This window comes from Streptomyces sp. NBC_01214 (assembly GCF_026340975.1).
In the GTDB taxonomy this organism is placed as follows: Bacteria; Actinomycetota; Actinomycetes; order Streptomycetales; family Streptomycetaceae; genus Streptomyces.
In genome coordinates this window covers 1,179,949-1,201,677 of sequence record NZ_JAPEOS010000003.1, presented here as the reverse complement: position 1 = coordinate 1,201,677, position 21,729 = coordinate 1,179,949, and the positions used below count along the sequence as shown (strand labels likewise).

General features: G+C 72.9%; 25 protein-coding genes. 6 read left to right on the top strand and 19 right to left on the bottom strand.

The genetic code is table 11. The features are described from left to right. The 3 genes from OG594_RS41760 to OG594_RS41750 all read right to left on the bottom strand — a co-directional run bounded on the left by OG594_RS41760 (window position 1) and on the right by OG594_RS41750 (window position 3,427). Window positions 1-1,638 (bottom strand): glycoside hydrolase family 20 protein, encoded by a 1,638-nt coding sequence (locus OG594_RS41760; RefSeq protein ID WP_266607605.1) that lies wholly within the window; start codon window positions 1,636-1,638, stop codon window positions 1-3. Between the two features lie 62 nt (window positions 1,639-1,700). Next, window positions 1,701-2,141, bottom strand: coding sequence for a heme-binding protein (locus OG594_RS41755; RefSeq protein ID WP_266607604.1), 441 nt, complete (start codon window positions 2,139-2,141; stop codon window positions 1,701-1,703). Between the two features lie 53 nt (window positions 2,142-2,194). Continuing rightward, window positions 2,195-3,427, bottom strand: coding sequence for an MFS transporter (locus OG594_RS41750; RefSeq protein WP_266607603.1), 1,233 nt, complete (start codon window positions 3,425-3,427; stop codon window positions 2,195-2,197). A gap of 238 nt (window positions 3,428-3,665) precedes the next feature. On the opposite strand from OG594_RS41750, the gene OG594_RS41745 reads away from it, so the two are divergent. Beyond that, complete coding sequence (locus tag OG594_RS41745; protein WP_266607602.1) at window positions 3,666-4,118, top strand: MarR family winged helix-turn-helix transcriptional regulator; 453 nt, start codon at window positions 3,666-3,668, stop codon at window positions 4,116-4,118. Between the two features lie 23 nt (window positions 4,119-4,141). On the opposite strand, the gene OG594_RS41740 is transcribed toward OG594_RS41745, so the two are convergent. Genes OG594_RS41740 through OG594_RS41725 form a run of 4 tightly spaced genes read right to left on the bottom strand, consistent with a single transcriptional unit; the run spans window position 4,142 to window position 7,344 of the window. After that, on the bottom strand, window positions 4,142-4,651 hold the full coding sequence (locus OG594_RS41740; RefSeq protein ID WP_266607601.1) for a hypothetical protein: 510 nt from the start codon (window positions 4,649-4,651) through the stop codon (window positions 4,142-4,144). Further along, entirely contained in the window at window positions 4,648-5,310 is a 663-nt protein-coding gene (locus OG594_RS41735) for an RNA polymerase sigma factor (protein WP_266607600.1), read from the bottom strand. Before OG594_RS41735 ends, OG594_RS41740 begins: the two co-directional genes overlap by 4 nt. An 8-nt stretch (window positions 5,311-5,318) precedes the next feature. Further along, window positions 5,319-5,771, bottom strand: coding sequence for an LAETG motif-containing sortase-dependent surface protein (locus tag OG594_RS41730; RefSeq protein ID WP_266607599.1), 453 nt, complete (start codon window positions 5,769-5,771; stop codon window positions 5,319-5,321). A 43-nt stretch (window positions 5,772-5,814) separates the two neighbouring features. Then, complete coding sequence (locus OG594_RS41725) at window positions 5,815-7,344, bottom strand: PLP-dependent aminotransferase family protein (RefSeq protein ID WP_266607598.1); 1,530 nt, start codon at window positions 7,342-7,344, stop codon at window positions 5,815-5,817. A 29-nt stretch (window positions 7,345-7,373) separates the two neighbouring features. Between OG594_RS41725 and OG594_RS41720 the strand changes: the two genes are divergently transcribed. Further along, a complete protein-coding gene (locus OG594_RS41720) occupies window positions 7,374-8,465 on the top strand; it encodes an EamA family transporter (protein WP_266607597.1) in 1,092 nt (363 codons plus the stop codon). On the opposite strand, the gene OG594_RS41715 is transcribed toward OG594_RS41720, so the two are convergent. After that, window positions 8,399-8,794, bottom strand: a complete 396-nt coding sequence (locus tag OG594_RS41715; protein ID WP_266607596.1) for a hypothetical protein — start codon at window positions 8,792-8,794, stop codon at window positions 8,399-8,401. The two genes, OG594_RS41720 and OG594_RS41715, sit on opposite strands and share 67 nt — an antisense overlap. Further along, window positions 8,791-9,426, bottom strand: a complete 636-nt coding sequence (locus OG594_RS41710; protein WP_266607595.1) for a bifunctional 2-polyprenyl-6-hydroxyphenol methylase/3-demethylubiquinol 3-O-methyltransferase UbiG — start codon at window positions 9,424-9,426, stop codon at window positions 8,791-8,793. Before OG594_RS41710 ends, OG594_RS41715 begins: the two co-directional genes overlap by 4 nt. A 104-nt stretch (window positions 9,427-9,530) precedes the next feature. Here OG594_RS41710 and OG594_RS41705 point away from each other — a divergent pair, with 104 nt between their 5' ends. Next, window positions 9,531-11,345, top strand: a complete 1,815-nt coding sequence (locus tag OG594_RS41705; protein WP_266607594.1) for a serine/threonine-protein kinase — start codon at window positions 9,531-9,533, stop codon at window positions 11,343-11,345. Between the two features lie 70 nt (window positions 11,346-11,415). Here OG594_RS41705 and OG594_RS41700 read toward each other — a convergent pair whose 3' ends face one another. Together OG594_RS41700 and OG594_RS41695 are read right to left on the bottom strand one after the other, a co-directional pair. Beyond that, window positions 11,416-11,913, bottom strand: coding sequence for a GNAT family N-acetyltransferase (locus OG594_RS41700; RefSeq protein ID WP_266607593.1), 498 nt, complete (start codon window positions 11,911-11,913; stop codon window positions 11,416-11,418). A gap of 50 nt (window positions 11,914-11,963) precedes the next feature. Next, window positions 11,964-12,338: a YbjQ family protein gene (locus tag OG594_RS41695; protein WP_266607592.1), complete on the bottom strand. Its 375-nt coding sequence runs from the start codon at window positions 12,336-12,338 to the stop codon at window positions 11,964-11,966. A 465-nt stretch (window positions 12,339-12,803) separates the two neighbouring features. Here OG594_RS41695 and OG594_RS41690 point away from each other — a divergent pair, with 465 nt between their 5' ends. Beyond that, window positions 12,804-13,250 (top strand): SH3 domain-containing protein, encoded by a 447-nt coding sequence (locus OG594_RS41690; RefSeq protein ID WP_266607591.1) that lies wholly within the window; start codon window positions 12,804-12,806, stop codon window positions 13,248-13,250. Window positions 13,251-13,310: 60 nt separating this feature from the next. On the opposite strand, the gene OG594_RS41685 is transcribed toward OG594_RS41690, so the two are convergent. The 4 genes from OG594_RS41685 to OG594_RS41670 are packed head-to-tail and all read right to left on the bottom strand — an operon-like array spanning window position 13,311 to window position 16,722. Beyond that, on the bottom strand, window positions 13,311-13,661 hold the full coding sequence (locus OG594_RS41685; RefSeq protein ID WP_266608839.1) for an NTP pyrophosphohydrolase: 351 nt from the start codon (window positions 13,659-13,661) through the stop codon (window positions 13,311-13,313). Window positions 13,662-13,683: 22 nt separating this feature from the next. Next, on the bottom strand, window positions 13,684-14,766 hold the full coding sequence (locus tag OG594_RS41680; RefSeq protein ID WP_266607590.1) for an AAA family ATPase: 1,083 nt from the start codon (window positions 14,764-14,766) through the stop codon (window positions 13,684-13,686). Between the two features lie 3 nt (window positions 14,767-14,769). Then, a complete protein-coding gene (locus tag OG594_RS41675) occupies window positions 14,770-15,978 on the bottom strand; it encodes an RNA ligase (protein ID WP_266607589.1) in 1,209 nt (402 codons plus the stop codon). Window positions 15,979-16,035: 57 nt separating this feature from the next. After that, window positions 16,036-16,722: an epimerase gene (locus OG594_RS41670; RefSeq protein WP_266607588.1), complete on the bottom strand. Its 687-nt coding sequence runs from the start codon at window positions 16,720-16,722 to the stop codon at window positions 16,036-16,038. 214 nt (window positions 16,723-16,936) lie between these two features. Between OG594_RS41670 and OG594_RS41665 the strand changes: the two genes are divergently transcribed. Then, window positions 16,937-17,059: a hypothetical protein gene (locus OG594_RS41665; protein WP_266607586.1), complete on the top strand. Its 123-nt coding sequence runs from the start codon at window positions 16,937-16,939 to the stop codon at window positions 17,057-17,059. A 252-nt stretch (window positions 17,060-17,311) separates the two neighbouring features. Here OG594_RS41665 and OG594_RS41660 read toward each other — a convergent pair whose 3' ends face one another. Then, on the bottom strand, window positions 17,312-17,638 hold the full coding sequence (locus OG594_RS41660; protein ID WP_266607585.1) for a hypothetical protein: 327 nt from the start codon (window positions 17,636-17,638) through the stop codon (window positions 17,312-17,314). 1,109 nt (window positions 17,639-18,747) lie between these two features. Between OG594_RS41660 and OG594_RS41655 the strand changes: the two genes are divergently transcribed. Beyond that, window positions 18,748-19,296 (top strand): SMI1/KNR4 family protein, encoded by a 549-nt coding sequence (locus OG594_RS41655; protein WP_266607584.1) that lies wholly within the window; start codon window positions 18,748-18,750, stop codon window positions 19,294-19,296. Window positions 19,297-19,384: 88 nt separating this feature from the next. On the opposite strand, the gene OG594_RS41650 is transcribed toward OG594_RS41655, so the two are convergent. From OG594_RS41650 to OG594_RS41640, 3 genes are all read right to left on the bottom strand, one after another. Then, window positions 19,385-19,954, bottom strand: coding sequence for a GNAT family N-acetyltransferase (locus tag OG594_RS41650; RefSeq protein WP_266607583.1), 570 nt, complete (start codon window positions 19,952-19,954; stop codon window positions 19,385-19,387). A gap of 148 nt (window positions 19,955-20,102) precedes the next feature. Further along, window positions 20,103-20,537 (bottom strand): VOC family protein, encoded by a 435-nt coding sequence (locus tag OG594_RS41645; protein ID WP_266607582.1) that lies wholly within the window; start codon window positions 20,535-20,537, stop codon window positions 20,103-20,105. A gap of 79 nt (window positions 20,538-20,616) precedes the next feature. Continuing rightward, complete coding sequence (locus tag OG594_RS41640; protein WP_266607581.1) at window positions 20,617-21,573, bottom strand: tellurite resistance/C4-dicarboxylate transporter family protein; 957 nt, start codon at window positions 21,571-21,573, stop codon at window positions 20,617-20,619. Window positions 21,574-21,729: the final 156 nt, after the last annotated feature.

The window sequence follows — 21,729 nt, the reverse complement described above, 5'->3', positions numbered from 1 at the left end:
TCAGAGCCGGTCGGCGAGGGCCTTGAAGTCGGTCCAGGGCAGCTGGGGCGTGCGCGCGTCCCACACCTTCTGGGAGAGCGCGGCCAGCGGAGCCTGGATGCCCGCGGCCACCTGGGCCTGGGTCTGGGCGCCGGCGAGGTCGCTCCAGACGGCGAGGCGCCCGCCCAGGATCTGCGGCCCGTACGAGGCCGGGACGGGGGTCGTGCCGCGCAGGACGAGCGGGGTCCACTGCTCGTAGATCCGCTTCCCGGTGGGGTACGTGAACTCGTTGGGCTCCCCCAGCACGTAGTAGAGGAACTCGTCGTTGAGGTTGACGACCTTGCGGCCCTCGCGCAGGTACTCCAGCGGCGGCCGGGCGCCGTTCTCCTTGCCGGTCCAGTACTCGACCTGGATGTCCTTGGCGGCGCTCGTCACCCCGCCCGCGAAGAACCCGTCGTTCCACGCCTTGAGCGCCTTGCCCGACGGCCGGACCACGGCGGCGCGGTCGTTCAGCCAGCCCGTCGCCAGGTCCTGGACCCGCGCCGAGGGGCCGTACCGCTGCTGGGCGGCCCGGGCGAGCTGGGGGAAGGAGGCCTGCGGGTCGCGGTAGACCAGCGCCTGGTACTCGTCTGCGCCCAGGTGCCAGGACCCGCCGGGGAAGAGCGGAAGGTACTCGCGCAGCAGCTCGTCCACCAGCTTGGCGGAGGCCGGGTTGGAAATGTCCACGGCCCCCTTGACCGCCCTCCCCTGCGTGTCGCGCAGCTGCAGGTCGGGGTGGGCGCGCAGGACCGCGCCGAGGTGGCCGGGCGAGTCGATCTCGGGAACCACCGTGATGTGCAGCCGGGCGGCGAGCGCGTTGATCTCGCGGACCTGGGCCTTGGTGAGGTGCGGGGTGGAGACGATCTCGGGGTGCGTGTTGGACTGGATGCGGAAGGCCTGGTCGTCGGAGAAGTGCAGGCCGAGCTGGTTGAGCTTGAGGTCGGCCATCTCGCGCAGCCGGTCCTCGATCCAGTCCGGGCTGAAGTGCTTGCGGGCTATGTCGAGGTTGAGGCCGCGCTGCGGTTTGGCGGGGGCGTCGCGCACGGTGCCCTCGGGGGCCGAACCGGCGCCCTTGACCGCTTGCTTGAGGGTGCGGGTGCCGTAGAAGACCCCGGCCTGGTCGGGGCCGTTGATCCGGACGCGGCCGTCCTTGACGTCCATGGTGTACGACTCGGGCCCTCCCGGGGAGCCCGCGTCCAGGGACAGCTCCACGTCACCGGCGCGCGGCGCCGTCGACGCCCCGTATCCGATGCGCAGTTCACCGGCGAGCAGCTTGGCCTCGTCGGAGAGCGCTGCGGTGTCGTCCGGGGCGACGACGACGCGGGCGTCGGGGGTGGGCTTCCAGCCGGGCCCACGGGCGGGCACGTGCTCCCGTACCGCCGGGATGGTGCGCGGGGCGGTGGACAAGGGGTAGGTCGGGCTCGGCGTGGGGGTGGGGGTGGGGGCGGCCTCGGCCGGGACCGCCGCCGTGGTGGCGGAGGCGGTGGATGAGCCCGGGTCACCGGGGGCGCGCGCCTCGTCCGAGGCGGCCGTGCAGCCCGGGAGGGCAAGGGTGACCAGCGCGGCGACCGTTGCCGTCGCGATGGTGCGGAACCTCTCGTGCCGTCTCGGTGTGCTCATCATCTGCCCCTGTCCCCCGTACCAACGTGGCACGGGGGACACGGGTGCGCGACCCGGCGGTCTCAGACGAGGGCGTCCCGCGCGGCGGCGGCGAAGCCGTGGTCCTGCTCGGGGGCGCCGCCGCCGACGCCGATGGCGCCGATGAGGCGGCCGTCGCGGTGGACGGGCAGCCCGCCCGCGATGAACAGCAGGGGCCGGTCGAGGGCCGTGGGCAGGGTGTGGAAGGGGCCGCCCGGCCGGACGGCATCGACGAGGTCGGCGGTGGGCGCGTTCAGCTGGAGCGCGGTGTAGGCCTTGCGGGTGCTGGTCTCGCCGGAGATCAGCACGGCGCGGTCGTCCCGGCGGAAGGCGAGCAGGTGGCCACCGGCGTCGAGGACGGTGACGCTGACCGTGGCCCCGGCCGCTGCGGCAGCGGCCGTGGCGGTGGCGACGAGCAGCTCGGCGTCCTCGGTGGTCAGCGGGGCGACGGCGGTACGGGTGGTGGTGGGCGCGGGGGTGGACATGCGGTGCTTCTCCTTGCGGGCGGGGGTGCGTGCGTACGGGGGAAGGGGGCGGATCAGTGGTGGGCGGGGACGGCCGCGGTCGCCCCGGGTGCGCCGGCCGCCACGGCCGTGCCCCGGGCGCCGGGGGCCGCGCGCCGCGCCGTACGGCGTTCCAGCGCGCCGGAAGCCAGGGCGAGCACCAGGGCGGAGGCGGCCAGCGCCGCGCCGACCCAGTTGGGGGCGGTCCAGCCGAGGCCGGCGGCGATCACCAGCCCGCCGAGCCAGGCGGCAAGGGCGTTGCCGAGGTTGAAGGCGCCGATGTTGACGGCCGAGGCCAGGGTGGGCGCCCCGGCGGCCTGGTCCAGGACGCGCTTCTGGAGCGGCGGGACGGTGGCGAAGCCGAGGGCGCCGATCAGGACGAGGGTGAGCGCGGCACCGACCTTGGTGTGGGCGGTGAGGGTGAAGACGGCGAGGGTGACGGCCAGGGCGCCCAGGGCCACGTACAGCATCGGCATCAGCGCGCGGTCGGCGTACCGGCCGCCGATGAGGTTGCCGACGACCATGCCCAGGCCGAAGAGGACGAGGAGCCAGGTGACGGAGGCGTCGGCGAAGCCGGCGACGTCGGTCATCATCGGGGTGATGTAGGTGATCGCAGCGAAGACGCCGCCGAAGCCGAGGACGGTCATCGCCATCGCGAGCAGCACCTGGACGTTGCGGAAGGCGGCGAGCTCGCGGCGGATCCGCACCCCGCCCTCGGGCCGGGGCAGCTCGGGTACCAGCCGGGCGATGCCGAGCAGACCGGCGACGCCGAGCGCGGCGACGATCAGGAAGGTGACGCGCCAGCCGAGGGTCTGCCCGACGAACGTGCCGAGGGGGACGCCGACGACGTTGGCGACCGTCAGTCCGGTGAACATCATGGCGATCGCGCCGGCCTTCTTCTCGGGGGCGACGAGTTCGGCGGCGACGACCGCGCCGATGCCGAAGAAGGCGCCGTGGGCGAGCGAGGCGACGACGCGGCCGGCGAGCATGACGCCGAAGGCGGGGGCGAGGGCGGAGAGCACGTTGCCCGCGACGAAGAGGCCCATAAGCAGCATCAGCATGCGCTTGCGGGGAATGCGGGTGCCGAGCACGGTCATGAGGGGCGCGCCGAGGACGACGCCGAGGGCGTAGCCGGTGACCAGGAAGCCCGCGGTGGGGATCGAGACCCCGTACGTGCCGGCGACCTCGGGGAGCAGGCCCATGATCACGAATTCGGTGGTGCCGATCCCGAAGGCCCCGACGGCGAGGGCGAGGAGTGCGAGGGGCATGGGGAAGGTGTCCTTCAGGGGAGGTGGTGGTGCGGGGTGCGGCGGGGCGACGGCGTGTTCGCGATCGAGGGCGATCGAGAGCGATCGGTTGCGGTCGAGGGCGATTCATTGCGGTCGCCGCTTGCATGCGTCCAACGTTAGTTGCAGACGCGGGATATTTGCAAGCGCGGGCTATTGCACATGTGGACTATCCTGGTGGTCACACACCCCAGCCCTGGACGCTTCGACGGAGGAACCCATGACGGCCACGGACGGCGCGCTCACCGCCCTTTCCCAGGGCTGGTGCGCCCTCTCCCTCCTGCACGGGCGGATCGAGGCGCACATCGAACGGGCCCTGCAGGCCGGCCACGGCCTGAGCGTGCGCGAGTACTCACTGCTCGACGTCCTCAGCCGCCAGCACAACGGCCCGGGCGGTCACCTCCGGATGCACCAGGTCGCCGACTCGGTGGTGCTCAGCCAGAGCGCGACGACCCGGCTGGTGAGCAGGTTGGAGGACCGCGGCCTGCTGAACCGCTACATCTGCGACACCGACCGTCGGGGCATCTACACCGACGTCAGCGAGGCGGGCCTGACCCTCCTGGCCGCGGCCCGCCCCACCAACGACACCGCCCTGCGCGAGGCCCTGGACGACGCCTCGCGCATCCCTGAACTCGCCCCGCTGGTCACGGCGGTGGAGAACCTCCGGGGCTGACCGGGCGGCCCCTCTGACGGGGCCTACCGCGGGGTGGGGCTCGGCGGGGGCGAGGAGGTGGTGATGCCTCCGGTGATGCCTCCCCGTGCGGCGGACGGGCTCGCCGATGGGGGCTCCGCCCCCGACCGCGACGCCCTGGGCGAGGCCGGGACCGACGGGGACGGGCTCACCGACCCGGTGGGAGGCGAGGACACGGACGGGGTCCGCCGCCCCGATCCGGAGGGTTGCGGCGCGGGTGACGTCGGGTCCTGCGGGGACGGGCCGGGAGCCGTGATCCGCGGCGGGGTGGCCGGCAGCCCCGGCTCGGGCGACGGATCCGGGGCGAGCAGCAGGTACCCGATCCCGGCGGCCGCTGCCGCCGCCAGGCCCGCCAGCGGCAGCGCGAACCGCCGCAACCCGGCCATCGGCAGCCGTCCCAGGTGTGCCCCCGGCGGCTCCGCGGGCCGCAGCCGGCGGACGTCGATGCCGTCCGCGCGCGCATCGAGGGCCTGCCGCAGCCGGCGCTCGACGGGGCGCTCGCCGTCACGCGTCATATCCGTCCCTCCAGAATCCGTTCCAGGGCGTCCAGTCCGCGGCTCGCGTTGGACTTCACCGCTCCCCGGCTGATCCCGAGGGTGGCCGCGATCTCCGCTTCGCTGAGATCGGCCCAATACCGCAGCACCAGCACCTGACGCCGGCGCGGCGTGAGCCGGCCGAGCGCGGCGAGCACCTCGCGGTGCGCCTCGTCCAGGACCACGTGGTCCTCTGCGGACGGTATGTCGGCAGCCGCGGGCGGGGTCCAGGCCCGGACGGTGCGCCGACGGCGCAGCACCGAGCGCGAGGTGTTGACCACCGCGGTGCGCAGGTAGCCCAGGGCGTTGTCGACCTCGGCGATCTGCTCCCCGTGCCGCCGGTAGAGGGCGGTGAAGGCGTCCTGGACCACGTCCTCGGCGGTGGCCAGGTCGTCGACGAGCAACACCGCGAGCCGGACCATCCGCAAACGGTGCGCGTGGTAGAGCTCGGTGACGGTGGGCGGCCGCTGGTCGCCGTGGCCCGTGGGGTCGTAGGGCGACGAGGAGCCGTACGGGGACCCGTACGACCGCGGGGAGGCCGGCGGGGCGGAACGGTCCCGGCGCAGCAACGACCAAAGGCCCCGCCACGCCCGGCCGAAGCCGGGCGTGAGGGGGCCGCCGGGTGAAGCGAGTTGGAGCACGGGGTTCCTCAGCTGTTCGCGCGGCGCCGTACGGCGTACAGGGCTCCCGCGCCGGCGAGGACCAGGACCGTGGCCCCCGCTCCCATGGCGATGGTCGTCGCCGAGGAGCCAGTATGCGCGAGCTCCGCCGCGCCGGGTGCGGCAGGTGCGGCACCGGGCTCGGAGGGCGACGCGCTGGGCCGGGCGTCCGAGGGGGCCGACGGACGGGCACTGGGCGCGGCGCTGGGGGACGCGCTCCGGGTGTCCGAGCCCGCGCTCGGCGGGGTGCTCACCGACGGGGAGGGCTTGGGCCCGCCCGCGGTCGGCGACGCGCTGGCCGGCACGCTGACCGACGGGGAGGGCGCGGCCGAGCCCCCGCTCGCGGCGAAGGCGGGACCCGCGAGGGCGACGGCCGCTGCGGCGGCGGCAGCGGTGACGGCCGTCCGACGGAAGGCCGGGGGGACGGGCTTGGGGTTCTTCACGGTGGTTCTCCACGGTCGGGGCGAGGACGCGGTTCTGCGCCCTTCACCCCCGCACGACGCGCGACCCCCCGGGAGGTTGCCGCCGTTCCGGAAAAACTTTCCGACCGGTTTCCGGGGGCCCGCCCGGGACCCCCTTCAGGGCCTTGGCCAGGGTGGCGATGCCCTCTTCGATCTCTCCGGCCGAGCCCGCCGCGTAGCCGAGGATCAGGCCCGGCGGGCCGGGCCGGACCCGGTGCCAGGACAGCGGGTGGGTCTTGACCCCCAGGGCCAGGGCCGCCGTGGCCAGGGCCGTGTCGTCGAAGCCGGCGCCGTCGAAGGTGATCATCAGGTGCAGCCCGGCCGCCGCGCCGTGCACCCGGGCGCCGGGCAGCAGCTCGGCGACGGCCCGGAGCATGGCGTCGCGGCGGCGGCGGTGGCGGCGCCGGACGAAGCGCAGGTGCCGTTCCAGTTCGCCCGAGTCCATCAGCCGGGCGAGGACCAGCTGCGCGAGGACCGGATTGCCGAGGTCGGCGTAGCGCTTGGCGGCGGTCACGGCGTCGCGCAGGTGCGGCGGGACCAGCAGCCAGCCCAGGCGCAGGGCGGGGGCGAGCAGCTTGGACACGCTGCCGGCGTAGCAGACCGCCTCGGGCAGCAGGGCGCGCAGCGCGGGGACGGGGGCCCGGTCATAGCGGTGCTCGGCGTCGTAGTCGTCCTCGATGACCAGTCCCCCGGCGGCCGCCCAGCCGAGCAGCTCCCGGCGGCGCTCGCCGTCGAGGACGACCCCGGTCGGGAACTGGTGCGCCGGGGTGAGCAGGACGGCCCCCGCCCCGCTCGCCCGCAGCGCCCCCACGTCCAGCCCGGCCTCGTCCACCCGTACGGGGACCGCCTCCAGGCGCCCGTACTCCAGTTGCTGCCGGGCGCCCAGCGAGCCCGGGTCCTCCACCGCGATCCGCTGGACGCCTTCCTCCCGCAGGACGTGCGCCAGCAGCGCCAGCGCCTGGGCGACGCCCGCGACCACGACCACCTCGTCGGGGTCGGCCCGGATCCCTCGGTTCCGGGCCAGCCAGCCGACGACCGCCCCGCGCAGTGCGGGCGCGCCCTGGGGGTTCCCGTAGCCGAAGTCGGCCGGGGTGAGCGAGGCGAGGACCCGGCGCTCGGCTTGCAGCCAGGCCGTACGCGGGAAGGCGGTGAGGTCGGGGACCCCGGGCGAGAGGTCGATCCGGCACGGCACGGCGCGCAGGGCGTCGACGAGCCCACCGCGCTCCGGTGGGCGGGAGGGGGTGGCCGCCGGTGGCGGGGCGGCGACGACCACGGTGCCGCCCCGGCCGCGGCCGCTGACCTGGCCGGTCTCGGCGAGGCGCTGGTAGGCCTCGGTGACGAGCCCCCGGGAGACGCGCAGTTCGGCGGCGAGGACGCGGCTGGCCGGGAGCCGGCTGCCGATCGGGAGGGTGCCGTCGGCGATGGCTGCGCGGAGCCGGCCCGCCAGCCATTCGGTGCGGCCGCCCGGTGGGGCCTGGCCGACGTCGAGCTGTAGGAAGTCCGAGCCGCTCGGGCTTTTGGACCCCTGGGTGACGCCTTCTTTGGACCTGCTCATGGGGCCATTGTGCGGCCACGCTGAATCCCATGCAGACACCGCCCGCTTCCACCGCCGCCCCTTCGTCCGCCTCGACCACGGCCTCCGAGTCGACCACCGCCTCCGCCTCCCCCGCCGCCTCCGCCTCCGCCTCCCCCGTCGGATCCGCCTCCCCCGTCGGATCCGCCTCCCCCGCCGGATCCACCGCGTTCCGTGACCTGGTTCCGGGAATCGCTGGGATGGCGCTGGTCGGCAGCAGCGTCACGGTCTCGCGGGCGCTCGTCGACGCCCCGCTGTTCGCCACCCAGGCCGTCCGGTACGCGGCCGCCGCGCTGCTGCTGTGCGCTCTGGCCCGGGTCGCCCGGGTGCCGATCCACCGGCCGCGCGGACGGGAGTGGCTGTGGCTGGCGGGGATCGCGGCGACCGGGCTGGTGCTGTTCAACGTGGCCGTGGTCCGCGGGGTCGCGCACGCCGAACCGGCCGTCATCGCCGTCGCCGTGGCCTCCGTACCGATCCTGCTGGGTCTGCTCGGCCCCGTCCTGGAAGGGCGACGGCCCAGCCGCCGGGTGCTGCTGGCGGCTCCAGTGGTGGTGGCCGGAGCGGTGCTGGTCGAGGGAACGGGCCGGACGGACGCCGCGGGAGTGGCCTGGGCGGCCCTCGCACTGGGCTGCGAGGCCGCCTTCACCCTGCTCGCGGTACCGGTGCTGCGCCGGCACGGGGCGTGGGGGGTGTCCGTGCACGCGGTGTGGCTGGGCGCGCTGATGCTGGCGGGGCTCACGGTCGTCTTCGAAAGCCCTGCCGCGCTGTCGTCGCTGGGGCGGGCCCAGTGGGCGGCCACCGGCTACCTCGCCGTCATGGTGACGGCGGTGGCCTTCCTGCTCTGGTTACCGCACGGTGGCCGCCGTGGGCGCCGGTCGCGCCGGCCTGCTGACCGGGATCGCACCCCTGGCGGCGGCCGGTGCGGGGGTCCTCACCGGCAGCGGGGTCCCGGGCCCGGCCGTGTGGCTGGGCCTGCTGGTGGTGATCGTGGGGCTGGGCGCGGGCCTGCGCCCCGACCGCGCCCCGCGGTCCACGCCTACGCTGCCGGTGTGAAGTCCGCGGTCAGCCGCTCCAGCTCGCGCACCGCGGCGTCGACGTCGTAGGTCCGCAGGACGGGCTCGCGCGACGGCTCCTGCGGCCAGACGTCCCAGACCCAGTACTCCGGTCTGCGGTCCGGGGCCTTGAAGTCGTCGTAGCAGTACACGATGCAAGGGCCCAGGGTCTCGGCGGTCGCGAAGAAATCGGAGCTCGTCGCGAGGCGCAGGCAGTTGTGGCTGGAGAAGGGGAAGAAGCGTACGAGCGTACTGGCCCGCGCCGTGCGCCACAGCAGCTCCTCGACCGGGGGAACCCAGGAGTTGATGGACCGGGAATCGCTGTCGGACACCGGCGCGTGCCGGACGCGTGCGTCCCACTCGAGGTCCGTCTCCGTCATGAACCCACGCTCCGGCGCGCGTAGCAGAAGAGGTGCTCCTCCGGGACCGCCCGGGCGTCGGCGGGCTGGAACTGCGCGGTGTGGTGGTGCAGCACCTCCAGGCCCAGGTCGGCGAGCCGGGCCAGGTGGTCCGCCGTGGAGAGGCTGCTGACGGTGACCTCGTGGCCCATCCACTCGATGTCCAGGCCCCGGATGTCCCCCGGCACCGTGGCCATCACGAAGTACCCGCCGGGCGCGACCCAGGACGCCATGCGGTCCAGTGCACCCTGGACCTCCGGCTGGTCCATCACCAGCAGCGGGAAGAAGGAGCACACCGCGTCGAAGCCGGCCCGCTCGGGCGTGTAGGTCCGTACGTCGGCCTGCTCGAAGCGGGCCTGCGGGACTCTGGCGCGGGCCAGTTCGACCATGGCCGCCGAGACGTCGATGCCGGTGACGACGCAGCCGGCCCGCACCAGCGTCTCGGCGGTGGGCCGTCCCGTACCGCTGCCTACGTCCAACACCCTTGCTCCGGAGGGCAGTCGACCGGTGAGCCAGTCAAGGGCCGCCAGTTGGCCGGGAACCCGCCCGAACACCTCCTCGTAGCGCTCCCCCAGCGCGTCGAACACCTCTGCCGCCGACTTGCGTTGCCTCATCGGGCCGCCCCTTCGTCTTCGGAGCACCACCGTACTCGCGCGGTGCCGTGGCAGGCGATGCCCCCCGTTAGGATCTGAGGCCAGTGATCATCAAGGGGGAGCCCATGTCCACTACCGACGACGCCGTACTGAGACCGCTCGGTCCGGGGGATCCGCAGGAAATTTCCGGCTACCGGCTGCTCGCGAAGATCGGCGAAGGCGGTATGGGTTCCGTCTACCTCTCGCGGACCCGCGGGAACCAGCCGGTCGCCCTGAAGGTCATCCGCCGCGAGTTCGCCCAGGAGCAGGACTTCCGGGTCCGCTTCGAACGCGAGGTGCAGGCGGCCCGCCGCGTGCAGGGCTACCACATCGTGCCGGTGCTCGACCACGACACCAGTGGTGAACAGCCTTGGCTGGCCACCGCGTTCGTGCCGGGCCTGGCGCTCGACGACGCCCTCGCCGCGCACGGTCCGCTGCCGCTGCCCGCGGTGTTCCAGCTGATCGGCTGCACGGCGCAGGCCCTGCACTCCATCCACGCCGCCTCGGTGGTGCACCGCGACCTCAAGCCGAGCAACATCCTGCTCGGTTCGAACGGCCCGTGGGTGATCGACTTCGGTATCGCGCGGGCCACGGACACCACCCAGCTGACGCGCAGCGGCGGGTTCATCGGGACGCCTCAGTACATGTCCCCCGAGCACGCGCTCGGCCGGACGGTCACGGCGGCGACCGACGTCTTCGCGCTGGGTCTGATCGCGGCGGTCGTGGCCACCGGCCGCCACCCGTACGGCGACGGCGCGGGCCTCTCGATCGCCGCCGCGATAGCCAACACCCCGCAGCAGGCCCCGGACCTGAGCGGCTACCCGGAGCCCCTGCGCCAGCTGCTGGAGCGCTGCCTGCACTCCGATGCCGCGCAGCGGCCCGGCCCGGCCGAGCTCGCCGAGTGGTGCGGCCGCGTCGCGGGCCGGGAACTGCGCGACTTCGACGGCTGGCTGCCCGAGCCGCTGACCGCGGAGATCGCCCGCCGCGAGCGGTCGGCCCAGGCGCAGGCGCAGGCACCGGCCCCGTCCCCTGCGCAGGTCCCGCCGGCGCCGGTGCAGGCCCCGCCCCCGCCCGCGTACGCGCCCACGCAGGCGTCCGGTCCGGTCCCCTCGGCGTACGCGCCGACCCAGGGCCCCGGCCCGGTGGGCGCCCCGCACCCGCCGTCGTACGGCGCGCCCACCGCCGCGCCCTCCTACGCTCCGGCCTACGCCGCTCCGGCCGGACCGGCCGCCCCCGCCCCGGCGGCGCGCCGCAGCCGCGTGCCGCTGGTCGTCGGCGCGGGTGTCCTGGCCGTCGCCCTGGCCGCGGGCGGCACCTGGTACCTGACGCGCGAGGAGGACAGCGGCGCGAAGCAGACCGCGGGCGACAGCAAGGAGAAGCCTGCGGACGCCCCGAAGGACGCGGCGCCGGCGGCACGGTCGGGCGGCTCGGCACCCTCCGCATCGACGTCGGCCTCGTCCTCCGCCGCGCCCTCCGGGCGCACCTACACCGCGGTGTACAAGGACAAGCCGTTGAAGCTCCTGGCGCCCAGGGAGTTCGGCAAGGTCAACGACGTCGACCTCGACTTCCCCAAGGTGGCCACGAACGGAGAGATCGGCTGGCAGGACCAGGAGCTGGCGATGGGCTACGACGGGGTCAGGAGTTCGACCTCGTTCGGCAAGAGCAAGGGTCCCACCCCCGAACAGTGCGAGACCGGGGCCGCCACCGACCCCATCCCCAACCGGCTGCGGGAGTCGGACCTCACCGGCGCTGACAGCGCCATCGTCCAGGGTGACCTGCTGTGCACCGTCACGACCAAGGGCAACCTGGCCATGGTGAAGATCGTCAGCCTCGAACCCTCGACCGACAAGAACTACACGGTCCCGACCTACATCACCGAAGTGACCCTCTGGAAGCGGTAGGCCGTCCCTAGGCCGCGGGCGGGGCGTGGGCCCGACGGGCCGGACCGGCCCAGCAGTAGCGGCGTTCCCCTCACACGGAACGTTCCATGCAGACCAGCCGGTCCCGCTCGTCCCACGACCCGGTGACGGTGAATCCGAGCCGTTCGTACAGGGCGATCGCACCCGCCCGCCACTGCCACACCGAGAGCCGCACCGCGCTGAGGCCGCTCTCCTCGGCATGCGTCAGCGCGGCGCCGACGAGGCGGCGGGCGACGCCCAGCCCGCGGAACTCCGGGGCCGTCCAGAGCCTCTTGTCCTCGGACCGCCCGTCCACGGGGGCGGCCACCACCAGGCAGCCCACCACGGTGTCCCCGATCGACGCCAGTAGCACGGCGTCGTCGGCGAAGGCCGCCTGCGGATCCGTGATCTCCGCGCGGTAGCGGTCGGGCAGCCCGTCCACGCCGGCGACGGCCTCGCCCTTCTCCTCCTGCGTGCGCAGGTGGTAGGCGGCCAGCAACTCGGCCAACCCGTCCCGGGCGGAAAGGGCATGCCCCGGCCGGCGGACGACGACCTCGCGTGGTTCGCTCACGCAGGGAGCATCGCACCCCGGTGCCCGCCCTCGACGGCCGGGAGGAGGGGTCAGGTCGAGGCGGGGACGAGGACCACGGCCGTTCCGTACGCGCACACCTCGGTCCCGACGTCCTGTGCGTCGGTGACGTCGAAGCGCATCATCAGCACGGCGTTGCCGCCGCGCGCCTTCGCTTGTTCGATGAGCCGGTCCATGGCCTGGTTCCGGGTCTCCACCAGGGTCTTGGTGAGGCCCTTCAGTTCGCCGCCGATCATCGACTTCAGGCCCGCGCCGATCTGGCTGCCCAGGTGGCGGGAGCGGACGGTGAGGCCGAAGACCTCGCCGATGACGCGCTCGACCCGGTAGCCGGGGACGTCGTTGGTCGTGACGACGAGGACGCCGGTCTCGTGTGCGCCGGCGCCGCCGCCGTAGTCATCGATACCCATGGCACCCACTCTCGCCCGGGCCGCCACCGCCCGCACCCCGGACCGCGCGAGCAGGGTACGAACAGGGCACCCGGTACGGATCCGGACCGCCGCCGAACGTGTACCCACGTGCACATCACCCCCTTGCGTACCACCCAGGTTGTACGTCGCCACCTCCTTGCGTGGTACTCCGGCCTCATCCCCCGGAAGGGCGCGGGCGAGGACGGCGGGCCCGTAGATTCTCTTCCGCCGGCTCTCCGGCCGGCGCCGCCCTGTCCTTCCGGGCCCGCTGCTCGGCCGTGCCCGTTCGGGGGCGGGCACGGCCGCGCACCCCGATAGGGCAAATTGGTCATATCGGGTTAAACGACGGTGAGCCACCGGGGCTACGCGCCCCGCCCTCGTCATAGTCGTCCCTGGTAACCGCCTGGTTGCCGCCCCGTGCCGCGCGCCGCGGCCGGGTGGATGTCTTCGTAGAGGAGCCGGCTCATGCTGAAGCCCACCAGAACCACCCTCGCTCTCGCCACCGGCAGCCTGGTTCTCGGTCTGGTCGGAGCGGGCGCCGCCGTCGCCGACGACGGTCCGGAGAACCTGCCGCCGCGGGAGATCGTCGTCGGCGGCGGGTCCGCGGAGCCCGGCGCGTACCCCGAGAAGTACGTCATCGGCAAGGTCGTCTCGAAGGGCCCGCTGACGGTCCGCAGCAAGCCGAGCACACGCTCGCAGTCCCTCGGCCACGTGTACCCGAACAGCAAGGTCGAGATCGAGTGCAAGAAGTACGGTGACAAGGTCGACGGCAACCGCATCTGGTACCGCCTGGCCGACAAGAACGGCAGCTGGGAGCACGACGCCGCGGCGCCCAAGCGCGCGTACGAGAAGGAGCGCTGGGTCTCCGCCCGTTACGTCAAGAACCTCTCCGAGGTCAAGTACTGCCGCTGACCCCGTCCCTGTCTGCCGGCCGGTAGGCAGGCAGGCAGGAAGCAGTCAGACTGGGAGCAGTCAGTCCACCGGGCGTACGGCACGCGGCCCCACGCACTCCACGCCGTACGCCCTGACCCGTTCCCGCAGTTCACGGTCGGCCGTGACCACGACACAGCCGCGCTCCGCGTACGCGGCGGCCAACTCCACGATCCGGTCGTCACCGCTCCCGGGCGCCGGGTCCACCCGGACACCCGGAACGGACTCGACGCCCCGGGCGGCGCCTTCCACGACGAGGACGATCTCCTCGTCCCCGCCCCGGCCGGCCAGCACGTCGCGCAGCCGGACGGCCGCGCCCCGCCGGTCCCGCCACCAGCCGTCCGGCACCGAGCCGACGACGTTCGCGCCGTCCACGATCAGCACCTTCCGCACGGCGTTCACGGCGGCCGGGCCCTCAGAAGTCGCCGTAGTTGACCTGCCAGGTGGGCAGGCCCATCCGGCGCCAGATCGCGACCACGCGGTCCCGGTCGTCGAGCGAGACCCGTACCGCGTACCGGTGGCGCACATGCGTGTCGAACAGCTCCGCCTTCACCACGTCGTCGCGGCGCGTGTCGCCCGCCGCGCGCATCCACAGCTCGTCGTACGGCACCTCGTGGCGCCGCAGCCAGGACTCCGTCTGCTGACGGTACTCCTCGCCGCGCCCCGACAGCAGCACGATCGCGTCGCCGTCGGCGCGCCGGAAGGCGTCGAGCGCGTGCCGTACCGGCTCGTTGAGCAGGTCGAGCTCGCAGCGCGAGAAGTCGTACGGGCCCCGGTCGCCGGTCAGCGCGAGCGTGCCGTCGATGTCGCACATCACCGCGGCCGGCAGATCCGGGTCGGGCACGTACTCCGTCACGGGCGGTGCGGCCACCCCGCTCGACCCACCGTTCATCCACTCCGACGTCAGCCGCCAGCCTCCCCGCCGGGCCTTCTCGTGCTTCTCGGCCAATATGCGGATGATCTCCTCGCCGACCTGGCGCTCGCGCGCGGCGTCCCGGCGCAGGCACTCCTCCAGCGGGACGTCGGTGAAGTCGTGCACGACGAAGGTCGCGAGACCGCCGACCGCCGCCTTGAGCCGCTTGGGGATGTTCTTGGTCAGGTGGGTGTTGTCGACGACCACGTCGAAGCCGCCGTCGACCGCCGCGCGGACCGCCGCGTCCTGGACGGCCAGCACGGTCTGCTCGTGCTTGAAGCTGCGGCCCCGCGCGGGGTCCGGGAGGTCGAGCATGAGCCGCAGGTCGTCGAGGTTGACGCGGCGCATGCGGCCACGGGCCTCGGCCTGTAGGGCGCGCGCGGCGGTCGTCTTGCCGGAGGCCGGCAGGCCCGTCATGACGTGCACGACGGGCAGCGGGGCCTCCTCGGCGGCGGCCACGGCCGGGGTCACGGTCGGGGTCGCGGTCGCGTTCACGGCCGGGGTCACGGTCGCGGTCTCGGCCGGCGTCGCGGTCGCGTTCACATCCGTGTTCACGTCCGTGTGCGTGGGTGTGCCTTCGGACACGGGTCAGTTCTCCTCATCGTTCGTGAAGGGGTCGGACGTCTCCGGCCGCACGTTGCGCCATACGGCGAGTTCCGTGGACCGGCCGTCCAGGCGCAGGAACATCGCGGCCCGGACCTCCCGGTCGGGCAGTGCCTTCACGGCCCGGGCGAAGGCCCCCCGGTCGGCGGCCAGGTGCGCGAGTCCCGCGTACGCCTCGTCGATGGCGCGCTCGCGCCGCGCGGCCTCGCTCTCGAGCCGCCCGATCACCTCGCTCACCCAGGCGTCGAACTCGTCCGGCACCTGGTCGAGCAGCGCGTCGAGCGGCTTGCCGCCCGTGGCCTCGATCTCGGCGACCGTGGTGCCGAGGCCCTGGGCGAGCTGCTTGAGCGGCAGGCCGGCGAACCGCTGGATGCCGTGGGCGCGCCAGATGTCCCGCTCGGTGGCCTTGGTCAGCAGGCGGTGGAGCCGTACGTACTCGGTCAGCTTGGCCTTCGCGCGCACGCCGGAGGCGAAGCGCAGCACGAAGCCCTCCGCCTGGGTGCCGGTCGCCGTGGCGCCGCCGGGCAGGGTGTTGGACTCGGTGAGGGCGATCAGCTCGTCGATGGGCGTGGCGGGCCAGACCGTGACAACGGAACCGATCCCCTCCCAGTGGGACGCGGCCTCGGCGAGCGGGACCTCGGTGCCGTCCTGGCCGAAGGCCGCGAGGAGGACGAGGTCCCGGCGGTCGCCGTAGTCGACGACGATGCGGTTCTGCGGGTACAGGATCTCGGCGAGGTAGGTGGTGCCGGGGCGTAGGGCCGCGGTGTCCCGGCCGTCGAGCAGGCGCTGCGCCCAGGTCGCCTGGGCGCTGATGAAGGACCCCTTGGAGGCGACCCGCCAGCGGTCCGCGTAGTGGAAGACGACGGCGAGGCTGCCGTCGACCTTGTCGTAGACCTCGAACGGCTCGTCCGGGAGGGCGGGGGCGTACGGTTGGCCCGACTCGTGCTCGCCGACGTTGAAGAACTTCGGCAGCGGCAGCGCGACGATCGCGCCGGTGGCGTCGTCGGCGACGAGTCCGCGACAGCGGGTGGTGACGTCGTTCCAGACGCGTTCGTACTGGGCCGTCCGCGTGTAGGTGTAGATGGACAGCGGCAGTTCGGGATGCGACTTGCGGGTCACGTACCCGGCGTCGATCGAGTCCGCCAGCGCCTGTGCGGGCAGCAGGTCATGCAGAGTCAGGGTCTCCTGGCTCATGGGGTCCTCCCGGTTTGAGATGGCTCATTCTCACGCGCGGGAGGGTGTGCCCGGTAGTCAATTATGCCTGGTCGGCGCAGTGCCCAGGCGGTTGATGTCGGCGGGCCGCAGAATGTGCGCGGGGATCTCGGTGCCGGGTGAGGCGACGGCGATCATGGCGCGGCCGAAGGCCTCGGAGGTGATGACGAGGTTCGGGGCGACCTTGCGCACGAGGGGGACGAGGGGACCGAGGACGGCGTAGAACACTCGGGACAGCCGGGCCTTGGAGGGCACGCCGCGGACCGGCTGGACGATGCCGGGGCGGAACATGTACCCGCGGAAGGGGAGTTCGAGCAGGTCGTTCTCGGTCTTCCCCTTGACCCGGGCCCACATGGAACGGCCCCGCTCGGTGCTGTCCGTTCCCTCGCCGGAGACGAAGACGAAGGTCATGCCGGGGTTGGCGGCGGCCAGCGGCCGGGCCACGGCGAGCGTCAGGTCGTAGGTGACGCGCCGGTACTCCTCTTCCTTCATGCCGACGGAGGAAACCCCGAGGCAGTAGAAGCAGGCGTCGTACGCGGCCGGGTCGATCCCGGCGGCGGCCAGGTCGGACGGATCGCCCTGGACGCACTCGCGCAGCTTGGGGTGGCTGACGCCGAGCGGGGTGCGTCCGACGGCGACGACGCTCTCGACCGCATCGCTGCGCAGGCATTCGCGCAGGACGCCCCGGCCGAGCATGCCGGTCGCGCCGAAGAGGAGGACGTTCACGGAGGTCAGTCTAGGCGGTGCCCCATCGGTCGGGCCGGATCGGCGAGCCGCGAGCTCGGCCTGACCCGACGTGCCCGTGGGGATCGTCCGGCGAACCGATCGGGTCCGTCGACACCGCCCGCAGGGGACGAACGCACTCGGCTCACTGGCCGTCGGCCCCGCTCTGGCCGTGAGGGGATGGGGCTGACGGGGCGGATCCCTCGGAAGTGGAGCGGTGGCTGGTCGAACGCTGGTGGTGAACGTGCAGCAGCTGGGCGATCGGCTGGTCACCCGACCGGTGATCTTCGCAGAACCCGTGCTGGATCACGCGCGCCACGTCCTTCCGCCCGAGGCGTGAAACATCGAGTGAGCGTGCGGGCCACGACAACCACGCGGAGCCGTGCGAGGACCTCGCCGGGGCGGTGGTCGCGAGGCGTCGTCCTTTCCTCCCGGCCCTCGGGGCGGTCGTGCGGGCCCGCCCCGTACCCGGCCCGACGACCGGACAAGACGTCAGCCACACGATCTGCCGGGCAGGGACCAAGGGGAAGGGCGACGCGCCGGAGTCGGTGGCGGGTGCGCGGAGTCGGGTTCCTGCCCTTGGGGGCTGAACTCAGGTGAGGTCGAAGGTGACGTTTGCGGAGCCGTCCCGATCCGGTGCCTCCGTGAGCGAGAGGGTTCCCTTCTCTGCCTCGACGACTCGCACCGTGATCCCGCCGCGATCATCGCCGGGAAACGCAAGGGAGAAGTGGGGATCCATCTCCATGAGGAAGGCCCAGCCCTCACGCTGGGTCGTGTCGAGGGACTTGGCATGCCGCCCGGTTGCCCGCAACTTGCCGGCCGCGTCGACAGTGACGGTGATGTCGATGTCGTACATCTCAAGGCAAGTCGATTGATTGGCCCACCATTCGAGGCGGGCCTGACCCACGAATCGATTCATGAGGTCACTATGCACGGTGCCCAGGTCGGGGACGGGTGAGTCCGTGAGGCTGCCGGCCGTCGTGGGTCGGGCCGCGAGACAGAGCTGCATGGGGCAGACGGGACAGGCCCGCGCTTGAACCGGCTGCGGGAGGTCCGGGCCCTGCTGATCGCGGTGTACTGGCCGCGACCACACCGTGGCCGAGCACCACCAGATCGCCATCGAGGCGTGGGAGGGGTCCGGGTCCGGGTCCGGGTCCGGGTCCGGGTCCGGGTCCGGGTCCGGGTCCGGGTCCGGGTCCGGGGGCCGGGGCCGGGTCCGGGTCCGGGGGCCGGGGCTGTCGCCGGCAACGCGCTCACGATCGCTGACGGCAGACACCTGGGCACCGGACTCGTCGTCCCGCACCGCCACGAGCGCGGCCAGGGTGGTGGTGACAGAGCGCCGGGGTGGAGTCGATCTGGCGCGCCGCCAGCGACTTTTGGACGTCGAGTTGTCCGGCCCGGTCGACCTGGGTGGCAGCACGCGCAGCACCGTGTTGCGGTGTGCAACGGCCGGTGGCGGCAGTGTGATCGTCAAGGCGTTCAGCAACGAGCCGGAGTCTCTGCACTACTTCACGGCTGAGGCCGCCCGGCTGCCCCTCGGGAACGCGCCCCCCTTGGCGGACGTCCTGCTCGGGAGCGATACCGGTCGAGCCCGGTTCCTTCCTCGTGCGGTTCCTGCGGGACCAACAGGACTGCGTCATCTGGTACCTCTACCTCCGTCCCTCCGGCGAAGCGTTCGTGGTGCACTCCCACCTCGACTACGAGCACGAGTTCGAGGCCCGGCGCGCCGCGGAGGAGACGCGGGCGACCTCGATGACACCGGGGAGCAGACGGCCGCGATCCTCTGGTGTGCACCGTCGTTCGAGGAGTTCGCCCATCGCTTCTGGATCGAGAACCGTCTCTGGCATGCGGTCAACGGCGCCAACCCGTCCCGGCTCGAACCGCAGTTGCGCAGCTACTTGCATCACTACGCACCATCCGAGGCTCCGGCGGGACCCGGAGGTTTCCCGTGAGGCCCGTCCTCGTAGGTTGGGCCCTCGGGTACGACGAAGAGCCACACCGTGCGGGTGGCGAAGCGAAGGGCGTGGCATGCGAGGGACGGACGCGGTGGCGGTGCTCGCCGAACTCATTCCGGTGGCTCACGGGGTGGACGAGCGGATCGACTGGGCCGAGGTCGAGGCGGCCTGGGGAACTCGGTTCCCCTCGGACTACGTGCGTTTCATGGAGGTCTACGGGGCGGGGGCGATCAGCGACGGCATCAGCATCCTGCTGCCGTCGCTACAGGCCGACGGGTACCCGTACACGGACGGCCCCGGGCTGCGCGACGAGACGGAGAACGCCCGCGAGACCTGGGAGATGTGCGGCGACGACGCCGACTTCGACGTGGAACCCGAATCGATCGTGGCGTGGGGCGTGACGTCGGGGGCGGACATCTACTGCTGGGTGACCACGGATGACGACCCGGACCGTTGGCCGGTCCTGATCTGCGGGAGGCACACCAGCCCCGAGATGCAGTTGCACCCGCTCGGCATGGCCGAGTTCCTTCACAAGCTCCTGAGCGACGGGGCGTTCCGCGAGGACACGATCAGCGTGACCCTGGAGGAAGAGGTGTCCTTCGTCAACTGGCGCAAACCATAGGAGAGCCTCCGTCGTACACCGTGCGGACCCGATGGCGACAAGGTTGCGCCGTTGGTTCGTAGGCCTTGCCGGCCAGGCCGGTCGTGGTTCAGGGAGCGACGGGCTTGTAGAAGAAGCCGGTCAGCGGTGCGAGGACCTTCCAGTCGAGCGTTTCGTAGAGCGCCCGGCCCTGGACGGTCGCGCCCAGGATGCCGGTGGCCGCCCCGTTCTCGACGGCCGCCTCGGTGAGTGCGCCCATCACGACCGTCCCGAGGCCGCGGCGCTGGTGAGCCTCCTCGGTGATGATCTGGTCGAAGACGCAGGCGGTCCCTGTCAGACCGGTTTGGCCGCGTGCGGCGAGCTCCCCGTCGGCGGCCAGAACGCGCACGCTGACGACATCGCCGTCCCTCTCGGCGGTGGCCGTGTAACCGTCGGGCGCGCGCACGACGGACGGACGCAGGTCGATGGCCATCAGGAAGCCGGGATCGGTCGGCTCCCAGTCGGGCGAGAACCACGGCTCCATGACGTCCGGTTCAAGAAAGGCCTTGATGCAGGTGGTCGGTTCGGTGACCGCGTCGATGAGCCCGCGTGCGGTCTCGGCATCGGTGTCGAGCAGGACGTGACGGACCGCCTGGGCCGGTAGCCCGACCTGGATGCTCAGGCCCCACGGCACGTCCACCGGCCTCGGTGCTCCCCGCGAGACGGTCCATCCGTCGACCCACGAGCGCGCGAACTCCCACATCCGGACACCCCTCCGAGTAATGACTGCGATCGGAATGCGGATGTTACACAAGTGCGCTGACGGTCGGACCCTCGCACTCGATCACCTAGTGGGAGACACAGAGCTCGTTGCCCTCCGGATCGGCGAGGGTCGTCCATTCGCTGCCGCCCAGACGGCCCTCGTGGAGGTGCTTGGCACCGTTGGCGATGAGGCGTTCGACCAGCGCCTTGGGGTCGTCGGAGCCGGTACGGACGTCGAAATGGGCCCGGTTCTTGACCGTCTTGGGTTCGGGGACGAACTGGAAGAGGACACGGGGTGCGCGCTCCAGGCCCTCCGGGTGGCGGATCGCGGCGCCCACCTTCCAGACGAGGGCGCCCCGGTGGATCTTGGTGTCGTCCTCGCTCGCGCGGCCCGCCTCGATCAGGCCGCGAATGAACGGCTCGTCGCTCGGTTCCACTTCCCAACCGAGCGCCTCGGCCCACCAGTCGGCGAGCGCGTGCGGGTCGGTCGAGTCGATGGTCACTTGGAATGTGTATGCCATGCCGGGACCCTACTGAGGCGGCGCCGCCATCGCCACACGACACAAGGGGGCGCGGGACGCGGGGCACCGGGCGCGGGTGTCATCGGTCCCTCGCCCCGCTCCCGGCGGTGAGGTGCGCGGCGACCAGCGCGGCGAAGGTCAGCAGCCAGGCGCCCACGGCGATCCAGAGCAGGACCTCGCCCAGCGTGCGCAACCAGGCGACGCCGGCCGGTTCCGCCACGGAGAGGCAGGCGGTGGCCGTCATGCCCAGCGGGAAGACGGTGGCCCAGCGCCGGATGTCGTAGCGCGGCCGCGGGTGGCGCAGTTCGGCGGCGAGGAGGACGACGTACCAGACGAGGGACAGGGCGAGCAGGACCAGCGTGACGGTACGCAGCGTGGTGTGTGCCGAACCGGTCCATACAGGTGACGCCGTGAGTTTGGATCCGGCCAGGGCGGAGATGGAGAGCGCGCCGCCCGCCACCCAGTGGTCGCCCTTACCGCCCACCACCTCGCGCAGGTCGAAGCGGAAGAGGGCCGCCAGGTAGAGCAGCAGGCCGAGGCAGAAGGCTGCCAGCGCCGCCCGCGCCAGCAGGTCGTGGTGGGCGGCGTCGGCGAGGGACGCGGCAAGGAGGGAGAGTCCCTGGGTCGCCACGCAGCCGAGGAAGGCCGCTCCCGGCATGCGCCGCCGCCAGTGTCGCAGGACATTGAAGAGCAGCCCCGGCCAGAGCACCGCGGCCACCACGAACAGCACGGCGGCCGCCGTCTGCCAGCCCTGTTGCAAGAGCCGGGCCCCGATGACGGTGGTGGCGGCGACGGCCGTCAGCGCGGCCGGTGTGTCGGCCTCGGCGCGGAACCGCCCGCGGTCGCCCAGCAGCCGGGAGGTGAAGTCGGCGGCGAGTACGAGCCACAGCGCCGCAGCAACGACCAGCGCGGCCAGTGACGCCGCCTCGTGCCCGGTCAGGTGCAGGCCGACGGAAAGGATGCCGGTGGCCATGACGGCGGCTCCCGCCGCGGGCGGGAGCCCGGTCCACCAGTCACGGCCGGGGAGGATGCTCACGCGTCCAGCGGACCCCACGGGTCGGCCGGCTCCCGGCGGACGGGGCCGACGCGCCGCGGGAACCACACGGCCGGACGCGAAACCTCCTGCGCGCAAGATCAAGCAAACCTGCGCGCGATGCACAGGCGGGGATGCGGGCCCGTCCTAGGCTCGGAC